This window comes from Grimontia indica (genome assembly GCF_000333895.2).
In the GTDB taxonomy this organism is placed as follows: domain Bacteria; phylum Pseudomonadota; class Gammaproteobacteria; order Enterobacterales; family Vibrionaceae; genus Enterovibrio; species Enterovibrio indicus.
Window position 1 is genome coordinate 1 of record NZ_ANFM02000032.1, and the last position, 12,632, is coordinate 12,632.

General features: G+C 48.5%; 10 protein-coding genes. 6 read left to right on the forward strand and 4 right to left on the reverse strand.

All coding sequences use genetic code 11. From position 1 onward, the window contains the following. The 6 genes from D515_RS25885 to D515_RS17180 form a co-directional block, all read left to right on the forward strand. On the forward strand, nucleotides 1–2,823 hold a 2,823-nt coding region (locus tag D515_RS25885; RefSeq protein WP_039850261.1), incomplete at its 5' end, for an Ig-like domain-containing protein. 89 nt (nucleotides 2,824–2,912) lie between these two features. Beyond that, on the forward strand, nucleotides 2,913–5,090 hold the full coding sequence (locus D515_RS17160; protein WP_002540305.1) for a type I secretion system permease/ATPase: 2,178 nt from the start codon (nucleotides 2,913–2,915) through the stop codon (nucleotides 5,088–5,090). Then, the gene (locus D515_RS17165; RefSeq protein WP_002540307.1) at nucleotides 5,083–6,465 is read left to right on the forward strand and encodes an HlyD family type I secretion periplasmic adaptor subunit; all 1,383 of its coding nucleotides are present in this window, start codon (nucleotides 5,083–5,085) and stop codon (nucleotides 6,463–6,465) included. Before D515_RS17160 ends, D515_RS17165 begins: the two co-directional genes overlap by 8 nt. Before the next feature lie 22 nt (nucleotides 6,466–6,487). Further along, nucleotides 6,488–7,894 (forward strand): TolC family outer membrane protein, encoded by a 1,407-nt coding sequence (locus tag D515_RS17170; protein ID WP_002540308.1) that lies wholly within the window; start codon nucleotides 6,488–6,490, stop codon nucleotides 7,892–7,894. Further along, complete coding sequence (locus tag D515_RS17175) at nucleotides 7,894–8,487, forward strand: OmpA family protein (RefSeq protein WP_002540309.1); 594 nt, start codon at nucleotides 7,894–7,896, stop codon at nucleotides 8,485–8,487. Before D515_RS17170 ends, D515_RS17175 begins: the two co-directional genes overlap by 1 nt. Before the next feature lie 61 nt (nucleotides 8,488–8,548). Further along, on the forward strand, nucleotides 8,549–10,486 hold the full coding sequence (locus D515_RS17180; RefSeq protein ID WP_002540310.1) for an EAL domain-containing protein: 1,938 nt from the start codon (nucleotides 8,549–8,551) through the stop codon (nucleotides 10,484–10,486). A 48-nt stretch (nucleotides 10,487–10,534) separates the two neighbouring features. Here the strand turns inward: D515_RS17180 and rimI are convergent, their stop codons facing one another. From rimI to ubiT, 4 genes are all read right to left on the reverse strand, one after another. After that, complete coding sequence (rimI, locus tag D515_RS17185) at nucleotides 10,535–10,981, reverse strand: ribosomal protein S18-alanine N-acetyltransferase (RefSeq protein ID WP_002540311.1); 447 nt, start codon at nucleotides 10,979–10,981, stop codon at nucleotides 10,535–10,537. Next, nucleotides 10,971–11,366, reverse strand: a complete 396-nt coding sequence (locus tag D515_RS17190; RefSeq protein ID WP_039850262.1) for a DNA polymerase III subunit psi — start codon at nucleotides 11,364–11,366, stop codon at nucleotides 10,971–10,973. Before D515_RS17190 ends, rimI begins: the two co-directional genes overlap by 11 nt. A gap of 115 nt (nucleotides 11,367–11,481) precedes the next feature. Further along, nucleotides 11,482–11,985 (reverse strand): GNAT family N-acetyltransferase, encoded by a 504-nt coding sequence (locus tag D515_RS17195; RefSeq protein ID WP_002540313.1) that lies wholly within the window; start codon nucleotides 11,983–11,985, stop codon nucleotides 11,482–11,484. After that, the gene (gene ubiT / locus D515_RS17200) at nucleotides 11,969–12,496 is read right to left on the reverse strand and encodes a ubiquinone anaerobic biosynthesis accessory factor UbiT (RefSeq protein WP_002540314.1); all 528 of its coding nucleotides are present in this window, start codon (nucleotides 12,494–12,496) and stop codon (nucleotides 11,969–11,971) included. Before ubiT ends, D515_RS17195 begins: the two co-directional genes overlap by 17 nt. Between the last annotated feature and the right edge of the window lie 136 nt (nucleotides 12,497–12,632).

Sequence of the window (12,632 nt, forward strand, 5' to 3'; positions counted from 1 at the left end):
ATTGCGAGGCTCTTTGCTACAGAAAACGGTGGTGAAGTCGGTAAATACCTGATCTACGACGGTGATGTATTGATTGATGAAGTCACCTTCTCATTTGAAGAGGGACACACTGGCATCATCAATATCAGCTCGGATGTTCCTTTTGACCGTGTGGTCCTGGAATCGACTGAACGTAAAGACGATGGCGACAAAAACGGTGGAGACTCTTCGGACTTCGTCATCACCGAAATCACCGTCCATAGCACGGGTGTTTATCAAGTTATCGAAGGCGACACACTAGAATCCACAGCAACTATTCAAGGCTCTCTGTTTAGCAACGACATCGATCCTGAAGGCCACACGTTTAGCATCACTGAAATCAACGGCGAACCGCTCGCCTTTATCGGTGACGAGGCGACGGTCGTCTTCGACGAAGGGATACTGACTATAAATGGTGTGACGGGAGAGTTTGATTTCGAAGCCAATGATCGTGACGAGTTGGGCCAAGGTGAAACCGATACCTTTATCTTCGACTACACAATCAAAGATGTGAAAGGCGATACCGATACGGCGAAAGTACACATAGACATTATTGGTAAGGAAGCCGTTGTAAAGCCTCAAGCACCTGAGATTATAATTTCCCCACCTAGTGAGTCACTTCAAGAAGCCAAGCTCGCAGATAACGATGTCGCATTGCCAATCGTATCGGGAACAATTGATATCTCAGATCCCGATTCAGAGCTGGTAGAAAGTAGCGTTTCGCTAAGTATCAATCTGCCTGAAGACAAATCTATTAAAACTGCCTCCGGTGAAACATTGTCTTGGAAATGGATACCTGCAGAAAATGGCGAGACTGCCAAGCTTGTAGGCTATTACCAAGATGCAACCCTAAGCGAGGTGGCTGTTGTCACCGTTGCGCTAACACCACCAGAGAAAGATGCTGAAGGTAAATGGAGTTATGACGTCACATTGCATGAAGCCATTAAGCATTCTCATACGAATAAATCTAACGATGTCCTAAATATCCCAGTAAAAATCACTGTGACTGACGGAGTTCTGACGGATACCGCCGACTTGAATATTCAAGTTGAGGATCACGGGCCTTCAGTCTCAGCACAATCCCCGACGTATGATTCGAACGATAGCAGTTCATTCAAACTTAGCGACAACGACGGAGGAATAACGTTAAAAGGTTATGTGTATACCTCAAACTATCAAAAAATAGATGTCAGCCATGGCGTCGATTCTCACGGTAGTCATGGGTATGGCGTCGTTTCGGGAAATGATCATGGGGAAAATGCTTCAAACAAGCATGAAGTACAGTATTTGGGTACTGATAGCTTTGAATCGATAGAGGCGGTGCTACCTGAAACGGGTTATAGCGCGAAAATCACTCTGGGCTCTCTTCAGGAGAATGACTCATTTGAGACCGAGTTTATTGTCCGCTTCTACAAAGATGGTTCAGTCATCGGCCAAATGCAATTGAGTGAATCTGATCTGGAGTTTACATCGAAAGGACCTGATAAGTTTGGTTCTGTCACTATCAGCACAACTCAAGGTTTCGATCGTGTCGAACTTATCGCTGTAAATAACGATAACGACCGTGACAACAGTGACTTTACGCTAAAAGATCTTGAAATATTTACTGAGCCTCAAACTGATTCCCATCAACAGTCTGGTTCTATCACTGCCAACTTTGGTGGTGATGGTGAAGCGGCGACGTTGCCCTTGCAACTGCTGCTGCCAGCTACTCAGCCAAGTCTAACCGTCGCTGGTGAAGCTGTTATCGTGAAGCTAATTGATGGCAATTTGGTCGGTTTGATTAACGAAGATGAAAACCAGCCTGCATTTAAAATAACGCTAAACACCAATATTTCCCCACCAGAATGGGTGCTTGAGCAGTATGAAGCCATTGATGGTGATTCATTCAGCTTTAATATCCAGATCACCGACAAAGATGGAGACACTAACTCGGATTCGGTAACTGTTGAATTCTCCGATGTCCTTCAACTTCCATCACCTGAAGGACCAACGCCAACAACGTCAGGGCTTGGTGCAGACGATAGCATTACCATCGACAACAACTCTGACATTAGATTTGTCGGCGGTGCTTTCCCTACAGGCTCAGGGCAAGCGTATACGGAAGAAGCACTTCGAGAGGCTGGTTGGACGGAATCAGAACACGGCTGGGAGCTCCCTCAACCCATCGTTAAGACCGAGTATGACCCACTAACGGGCGCTTACATTAACGGTGGTGGTGGTAACGACAACATTGTTGGAGGAGACGGTGCTGACATCATCCGAGGTGGTTCAAACGGACACGGCTCATCTGGCAACGTCGGAGCCCGCGAAGGGGACCGACTTGAGGGTGGAGCCGGTTCAGATACTTTCCTTTGGATGAAAGAGGATTTAGTCAACATTGGCACGGTAGGCGGATACGACCATATCACTGACTTTATTGGTGATTTCAATCAATACGAGGACAAATTAAACCTTAGCGATCTGGTTGTATTAAGCGACGATAACACTTTGGAAAACATGACTGTCAAATACGATGCTGAATCTCGGATTGTCATTTCCATCGATGTAGACGGTATCGACGAGACCGGCAGCAACGCCGAAGCCGATGGAGAAGTGACACAACATATTGTGTTGGATGAATTCAGCCAAGGTGGTGTCCACAACTCGACAATCTACGAGAGCGACGGCAGCCTGAAAAATGATGGAATTGTTATCAATACCTTGATTAATGGCGAAGAAAAGCGACTCGCTATTACTGATAGTGGTGGCGAATTAAGTGTGCAGGTTATCTCGCCGATGCCCGCACCTGAAGAGTTGCCATAGTTCAAAGATGGTGTTCTGGAGCATCGGCTATGTGGCCGATGCTCTTTCGTTAACTCTTTTTGTTTTTATTTTTTCATAGAGAGAAATAGGTGACTGACGCAGCGATTGCCGAACGCAAACCGCAGCAATGGCGCATTAGTGCGTCAACGCAAGCGGTAGACGACCCGTTGTTAGATTGCTTGGTCTTTTTGACTGAGCACTATGGTTCGCCGTGCTCGGGAGATGCCTTAACGGCAGGTCTTCCGATGACAGATGCCCTGCTGACACCGGATTTATTTCCTCAGGCTGCAGCCCGTGCAGGGCTGACGGCCAAGCTTTCCCGCAGGCAATTAAAAGCACTACCAAAGCTTTTATTGCCCTGCATACTTCTTTTGACCGACAAAAAAGCTTGTATTCTTCGTGAGATAAGCACCAAAGAAGGTACAGCATTAATCCAAACTTCTGAGACTGGAGGCGAGGAAGAAATCTCCTTAGCAGATCTGGAAGCCATGTATACCGGCTATGCGTTTTTGGTTAAACGCCAGTACCGTGGTGACAACAGCATCGATCTGCACCTCCACGACACCAAAATCCATTGGTTCTGGCAGACCGTTAAGGATGCCTCGCCCATTTATCGCGATGCGCTGATTGCCTCTGTGCTGGTAAACATTTTCGCGTTGGTTTCACCTCTGTTTGTCATGAATGTCTACGACAAAGTGGTACCTAACCTTGCGTTTGAATCACTTTGGGTACTGGCAACCGGTGCGCTGATAGCCTTTAGCTTTGACTTTCTGATGAAAAAGATGCGCTCTTACCTGATTGATATTGCAGGTAAGAAAGTCGATATCATTGTGTCTTCTCGTCTGTTCGCTCGCCTTATGGGGATCCCACTTGAGAAGCGAGCAAAAAGTGTCGGCGGTATGGCGAAGCAGCTTGGCGAATTTGACGGCATCAGAGATATGCTGACCTCTGCCACCATCACCACCTTAGTAGATTTGCCGTTCGCGCTTTTCTTCCTGTTTGTGATTTATATCTTCGCTGGTGATTTGGCAGCTGTCCCTGTCGTCGCTGGCATTCTTATTGTCGGCTATGCCCTGCTGGTTCAGCCAAAGCTCAAAGCCGCCATTGAAGAATCAAACAAATATGCCAGCCAAAAGCATGGCCATTTGATTGAAAGTCTCTCGGCACTGGAAGGCATCAAAGCCAATGTCGCGGAAGGAATAGTTCAAAAGAGCTGGCAGCAGATGACCGCTCACACGGCAAACTGGAACCTCAAGGTGAAACAAATCACCAACTCAGTTTCCTACTTTGCCTCTTTTATTGTGCAGGTCACCTCTGTTGCGGTTGTTGTCCTCGGTGTTTATCGCGTAGCAGATGCGCAAATTACCATGGGTGGGATTATCGCAGCGGTAATGCTTTCAAGCCGAGCCGTGTCGCCAATGGCGCAACTGGCAGGTCTCATGAGCCGCTGGAATCAGACACAATCCGGTATGCGTCAGCTCAATGCCATGATGGATCAGGAAGATGAGTTTGCAAACAAAGGCCACTTGGTTAGCCGCAAGCGCCTTAAAGGTGATATCTACGCAGACAATATTGGTTTTAGCTACCCAGAGTCAGAAAAACCAACCCTCCACCCCACCAGCCTGACCATCAACGCTGGCGAGAAAATTGCCATTCTTGGTAAGAACGGTACAGGTAAAAGTACCCTTATCCGAATGCTATCAGGCCTTTATCAGCCAACGGCAGGCAGCTTGCGATTTGATGGTATCGATGCCAAGCAAATTCACCCAGCAGATCTGCGTCGCAATGTGGGTTATCTGGCGCAGGATGTAACGTTATTTCACGGTACGATACGCGAAAATATCATGTTTGGCACAAGACAGGTGACAGAGCACCAGTTAATCCGTGCCACACAACTGTCAGGTGTGGGGATATTTACCTCGCAGGACAGTGAAGGACTTGATAAGCAGGTGGGAGAACGTGGTGAGGCCCTCTCCCGTGGTCAGCGACAATCTGTCGCACTGGCTCGTGCTCTGCTCAATGACCCGCCACTACTCATCATGGACGAGCCAACCGCCAGCCTTGATGCCCATGCGGAAAACCAATTTATTCATGCCATGAAGTTCGCCTCGAAAGACCGCACTTTGGTGATGATCACTCACAAGATGGCGCTGCTTCAATTGGTTGACCGTGTGATTGTGATGGACAAAGGCCGCATTGTCATGGATGGACCAAGGGATAAGGTGCTTGAGCGTCTAAACGCCAACGGAGGAGGTCAAAATGACTAACGCACTAAAGCGTGATGACATTGAAATGACCGATGACGTCTATGGTGCCATGCTGACAGACGCGCCGGTGCGTTACCGTCTTGTTATCTGGGGCGTATTTGCTTTCTTCGCTGCCATTATCGCCTGGGCGGCATTTGCTTCTTTAGACCGTGTCACCCGCGGTGAAGGCAAGGTTATTCCTTCCTCTCAGGTCCAGCTCATTCAAAGCTTGGATGGCGGTATTTTACAAGCCATGTATGTGCAAGAAGGCCAGTTAGTCAAACAAGGCGAGCCCCTAGCCCGCATTGATGATACCCGCTTCCGTTCTGACTTTGCGCAGCAAGAAGAAGAAGTCTCCAGCCTACGTGCCAACATTATTCGTATGCGATCAGAGCTTCGCAGCATTGAGCTGTCTCCTACCGCGCCAAATTGGCGGGAACAAATTGCCATCACCCTGTCTCCGCTTGAGTTTCCTAGCGAGCTTGAAGAGTCAGAGCCTGCGCTTATTGAAGGGCAGCGTCAGGAATACGAAGGCCGTTTATTGGATCTGAAAAACCGCCTTGAGATTTTGGCTCGCCAAATTTTACAAAAACAGCAAGAGAGTCAGGAAGTCGAATCCAAAATTCGCACTTTGTCAGACAGTTTCGGCCTGATAAAGCGTGAACTCAAGATTACTATTCCATTGGCGAAAAAAGGCATCGTTTCAGAAGTCGATTTGCTCAAACTCGAGCGCCAGGTCAATGATCTCAAAGGCGAGTTGGACTCCCTTCGCCTAATGCAGCCGAAAATCAAAGCGACGGTCGATGAAGCCATTTTGAAACGTCGCGAAGCGGTTCTTGCATTCAGCAATGAAACCCGCTCAAAGATGAGTGAGTTGGAAACCCGTCTTTCTCGCTTAAGCCAAGCCCAGGTAGGCGCACAAGATAAAGTAGACAAAGCCGTTATCACTGCGCCAGTCACCGGCACTATCAAAACCATTCATATCAATACCCTTGGAGGCGTCGTTCAGCCGGGTGTTGATTTGATAGAAATCGTTCCTGCCGAGGATCAGCTTCTTATCGAAGCCAAGATCGCACCGAAGGATATCGCGTTCCTGCACGCGGGCCTGCCTTCCGTCGTTAAGGTAACGGCATACGATTTTACGCGTTATGGCGGCCTCAACGGTACGTTGGAGCACATCAGCGCGGACACTACGCAGGATGAAGAGGGTAACAGCTTTTATCTGGTTAGGATCAGGACAGAGAAATCCAGTCTAGAGAAAAAGGATGGCAGCGAACTGCCGATCATTCCGGGCATGTTGACCTCTGTCGACATCATTACCGGTAAACGGACAGTTCTCGACTATTTGCTAAATCCCATACTGAGAGCGAAAGAGTCAGCGCTCCGTGAGCGCTGATAATAATAACAAGGAGAGAGTAATGAAAAACAGTGTTGGCCACGCGCTCAGAAGAAGTGTTACCGCTTTGGCAGTTGCGGCGACCTTACTTCCTGCAGCGGCTGCTGCTCAATCACTCGAGCAGGCAGTAGCAACAGCACTGGATACCAACCCGCAAATCAGGCAAGCATTCAATCGCTTTAAGGCAAGCGAAGAGCAAGTCAATCAAGCCAGTGCGGGCTACTATCCAACCATCGACTTTGATGCTGGTATTGGCCGAGAGTGGACGGAAAGTCCGTCGACCAGACGAGACTCTGTAACCTACGGTGTCGATGAAGAAGTTGAATTGACGCGCCGCGAAATCGGCGTATCACTTCGTCAGGTGCTTTTCAGTGGTTTCCAAACCACTAATGAAGTGAAACGGACCGAATTCGAAGCCAGTGCCGAACAGTGGACCCTATACGCTACTGCAGAAGATTTGGCACTAGAAGTCTCGCGCGCTTATCTCGAGTTCTTGCGTGCAGAGCAAATAGTAGGGCTCGCACAACATAACTTGGAAAGCCATCAGGTTATCTATGATCAGGTCAAACAGAAAACCGACTCTGGTCTTGGCTCAACCGCTGACTTGTCCCAAGTCACCGGTCGACTGGCTCGTGCACACTCAAACCTAATCTCAGCGCAGAACAACCTCTCTGATGCCAAAATTTCCTACCAACGCATTGTGAACCGCGCGCCAGAAGATACTCGTATTCCGGTGCCGGATGCCGTGATGCTGCCAACCTCTTTGGAATCAGCAATGGAAATGGCAAAAGCAGTGCATCCAACCTTACGAGCTGCAGGCAATGACATCAAAGCAGCCAAAGCACAACGCGCGGCCGCAAAAGGTAACTACTATCCGGAAGTGACTTTTGACCTGTCAGCCAGCTGGGATGACAACCTAGATGGTAACGACGGCACTTCTTTGAGTGGTGGTCCTGATGTTGGCGGAAACAATGATGAAATCCTTGCTATGGTTCGTGTCAATTACAACCTGTTCTCTGGCGGTGCAGATAAAGCCCGTGAGCGTGAAGCTGCTTACAGTATCAATGAATCAAAAGCAGTTCAGCTCAATGCCTACAGGGACATTGAAGAAGGCACCACCCTAGCTTGGAATGCCCGCGTTTTCCTGAAACAGCAAATGCAGTACCTCCGCCAGCACGTTGAAGCAGCAACAGAAACACGAAATGCTTATGAAGATCAGTTCAAACTGGGTCAACGCACACTGATTGATGTGCTGGATTCAGAAAATGAACTGTTCCAGGCACGTCGGGAATATCTAACAGCGGAATATGATGATCTGATTGCCCAATATCGACTGCTGAATGCCACCGGGCAGTTGTTGGCATCACTGCGCATCACCACCCCCGAAGTATGGAAAGGTGACGAGAACTACGAAGGAGGGGTACAGTAATGAAAAAGACACTCGCTATTCTTTCAGTACTGCTCTTGGCAGGCTGCAGCTCACAAGACATTGTGACCATGCAGGACGAATCACCACAAGTGAACGATCTTCGCGACCTTGACTATGACGGCGTGATCAAAGCCCGTGAAAAATGTGAGGAGACACTGCATGGAGCAGCTGTCGACAACGATGGTTGCCCGAAAGATAAAACCGTTAAGCAGAGCTTTCGTCTGAATGTCACATTCCCGAATGACTCTTCAGAATTACGTCCAAGCAACTATGCCAAACTTGAGCAGTTGGCGGATTTTCTAAACGATCAAACTGATGCCAATGTCACCATCGAAGGCCACGCTAGCAAAGTCGGAAGCCCCGAATATAACCTCGCACTGTCTCAACGTCGCGCTGACGCAGTAGCGAAAGCATTAGTCAACGACTTCGGTATCGATGCATCTCGTGTTGAGGCCATTGGCTACGGCGACACCGAACCACTGATCGATGAAGACTCTGAATATGCACATGATGTGAACCGACGTGTCATGGCCACCCTTTCAGGTAGCTACAGCACCACGGACATGCGCTGGACTATTTTTACAGCCAATTGATGGGTAAAGACCGACAGCTACTGTCGGTCTTCACTTACTGTGTGTTAATTAGAGACTCACTATGTTTACACGACGCTCGCCACTGGTTGGGGTTTACCTGTCGGCTATTTTGTTGCTCATGCTGTCGCTACTCGCCATGTTGTCGAGTGGCATTAGTCAACAACGACAACAATTGACCCGACATGCTGACACAGTCGAAAGCCAGTTAACTCAGGTTCTGCCTACCTTGGTGGCTTACTACGACACTGAAGCGATTTCACGCATCACTAACGCTTCACTTTCATCTGAATTGATCCAGATAACATTGACCGACCAGATCACCGCGGAGCAAGGTATTTGGTCTAGGGAAGACGCCGTTGTCCAAACAGCCTTCTGGTTTGAAACGCTGGATTCAGTGCAGCCTATCGAGCGGGTTATTCAACTGCGCCACGATGGTTCAGAAGTGGCGACCTTGACTCTGTCATTCTCATCCCATTTCGCCAACCAGCAAATTGCGAAAGACTTCAATCAAAGCGCACTGACATTGAGTGCTGCGATTGCTGCATTGCTGGCTATTTTCACACTAGCGTTCAACCGTGGAAAGAGAGCCGTAGCACGCGTCACTAAAACACTAAATAGCCTGGCTGAACAAGACTTCACGTCCTCTCAGTCAAAGCAACGTTCTGGCGTGAAGTCGTTGGATGCCGCACTGGATAACCTTTCTTCCCACATCCAGCGGATGATCCAATCGCTCCACAAAGAACTGAAAACCCTGAACAACAGCATGATGTATGATGCTGCCTCCGGTCTCCCCAACCGTCAGTTTTTTATCCACCAGCTCAACAGTTGGATGGGCGATGATGAAAGTGTCCCGGGTGCTGTTGTGATCGCTAATATGGGGTGGCTGGACACCATCTACCGCCGCTATGGCTATGCCGCACGCGATGAAACCTGGCGCCTGCTGTCCACTTCATTGCAATCAGCTTTCAGTGCCTTCCCCAATGTGTGCGTGGCACGCATCAGCGAAACGGAAATTGCACTGATCCTTCCCGAGTGCAGCGAAGAGCAAAGCCGCAATAGTCTTCACACTCTTATCAGTACCCTCAACAACGAAGTGAACATGGCAGGGTTTGATACCAATGAGGGTTTCCACATTGGTGTGGTGCATGGTCATGGTTTGCCAGGAACGAAGCTGATGTCATTAGCTGACAACGCTCTGCAACGCGCTATAAAACAGCATGATGTGTTTGTGTTTAACCGTGGTTCAGAAGAGCAGGTTATCGACCGAGAAACCTGGCGTTCATTGCTCAATGGTGCTTTGAAAAATAAGGCTGTTCGCCTGTTATCCCAGCCCGTATATCGTTTATCTGGCAACACAACAGAGCCACTACACCAAGAAGTCTTTACTCAGGCCAATATTGAAGGAACCTGGCAATCCGGTGGCAGACTGATGCCTTATATCCAGTTGTTTGAGAAAGGCGTTGAGTTTGATCGTGTGGTGGTGGAGCAGTTAGTGAAACTTCACAAAGAAGCCCCTATTACCCAACCTTTTGCCTTGAACCTGACAGATGAAAGTCTGGAAAACAGACTTTTCACCAGTTGGCTTCAGGACTTGCTGAAAAGTGAACTGCCAGCAGATAAAATCTGTTTTGAGATCAGTGAAGCCAGTGCCCGGAATAATCTCACGGCTTGCATCAGCTTTAGCGAAGCAATGCGAAAAGTCGGCGCCACGATAGGCATCGATCACTTTGGGCGCTATTTGCAGGAGGTCGAATATCTGTCTGCATTGAAGCCAAATTACGTGAAGTTGGACCAGGCATTCAGCCAGAACCAGAATGCACAGAACCGCGTGTTTACTGAAACGCTGGCTAACATTGCTGAGTCAAAAAACATCATTGTGATTGCCACTGGCGTAAAAGACGATGAAAGTAAATCGAGGATAAATGCCAATTTCATCGATGCTTACCAAGGATTTATTCACCCACCAGCGCCAATCAGCCAACCAGAACAAACCGCGTAAACAAGAAAACCCGCTAGTGCGGGTTTTCTTTTAAGGCATCTGGCCGATTTATTCGAACCAGTAGCTCATAATGAGCGCATCTTCTCTGCCGGATGCTGTCGGATAATAATTATACCGGCGGTCAAACTCATTAAAACCGAGTGTTTCATATAGTCTGATGGCCGCTTGATTACTCTCTCGCACTTCCAGCCAGGCTTCTTCTCCACCCGCTTCGCGCATGCAATCAAGAAATGCCTGAAGTAGCTGCTTGCCATACCCCTTTCCCTGACATTCTGGAGAAACGGCAATATTTAACAAAGATGCTTCGCCTGCCACACATTGGGCAAAGAAGTAACCAATCAATTGATTATTAAGAACCAATACGCGGTTGCAGCCAAATTTGGTTTCGGGTTTTCTTAGCAGGCTTTCAGCCCAAGGGTGGGTATGCGCAGCTTTTTCTACGCGCGCGACTTCATCCAGCCATTGGCCGTCCATCGGAAGAATTTCAGGATTCATATTGCTTTATCTGCTGCCAAAGCTGTTTTTTGGCGAGTTGATCATTATCGAGGGCGGACAATGAGGGAGAGATTAAACGCTTTACACCCTCAATTTCTGCTTCTTGGCTACCAGCAAACCAACACCACTCCAACTGGTGTTCACCAAGCAAATTAACTGCCTGCGGCGGAAGATAAAGTGCCTGTTCGACAGATAACTTCATACTGGCAAGCACTTTACTGAATAGCCAGGCTTCCTGCTCACTGGGCTGAGCATTACACACCAGTAACAGCTTACAATCGTCAGGCAAAGAAACAGGCTGAGGAGACAAGTTGGGATAACACTCAGAGCGCCTCACCTCCCAGACCGTGATCCCCATTTCCTTCAGTCTCTGTAAATCGTTCATACCTGCCTCGCTGACTCTGCCGTGTGAACAAATGCTATCAAAACTATGGGAAAACAACACAAAGAAAAAGAGCTGCCGCTGCAGCCCTTAACATTTTGGGTTGGACCACGATGGCTTACAGCGCATCAAACTCTGGGCAGTAAGCCACTTCACCACTGGCTTGCTTGAATGCACCTTGAGCAAATTCAAACGCCATGAAAGCTTCTGCCGGTGCATCCCATTTACAGCGAAGGCCAAAGTCGGCTGCTGGCTTGAAGCCAAATCGACTGTAGTAAGCTGGGTCACCCAGGACCACACAAGCGGGATAACCAAATTCGTTCAGCGTATCAAAGCCTTCACGAACCAGCTGAGCAGCAATGCCCTGTTGACGATAATCAGGGTGCACACACAAAGGAGCTAATCCCTGAACGCCTGTATCAGTGTCACCGACTTGAACAGGGCTGAACATAAGATGTCCCACCACTTCACCGTCATCGTTACAGGCAACCAGTGACAAGGTGTTATGACCATTCTCTCGCAGCGCACGGACCAAAGCTGCTTCCGCCTCAGTCGGGAATACGTTTTTCAACAATCTATCGATGGCCAGCTGATCAGCCAGCGCTTCAGATCTTATGAGCATATTGGGCCTCGTTGACATTGGGTGTCGATTGTAGCCCTTTTTGTACGAAGTCTGCCAATGTAAATAGAGCCTGGCGCAATGCAGAAGGCAGTGAGTCCAAGTCGACGCTGTCCATCAGATTCTTCACTTCCAGACCCAGCTCAGTGTCACCTTCGATCAGTAGTCGACGTTGGAAGAACAGAGTATCTGGATCTTCCTTTCGAGCGGCAATAAGGATCAGGTCGTTGATATCACCACTAAAACGCACATCGGCATTTTCAATGTCACTGCGCACCACAAGCTTGTCATCAGCAAAGCTGATGAAGCTCTTCAAATCAATGTCGCGCACATGCACTTCAAGCCAGCGGTTTTGAAGAAACTCGAATTCACCATCATCCAGAGCTTCATGAAAAACACGCTTCAGGGTTTCCAGCATGACTTTTTGCTGAACCGAAGCAGGAACAAGCTTTACAGGAAAGCGCAGAAATCCGGGTGCCTGTTGCACCAGCGTTGAATGGAGTTTGTCGAACAAAGTGATGTTCCAATATGAATGGGCCGAAAGTATTCGCCATTGTATGACACTGCTCGCGTGTTTTTTCATGCCTTGAGTCAAAAAAACAAAGCTCTTCCCCATAAAGGTTTAACGTTGAGCTCTCACATTATATAGT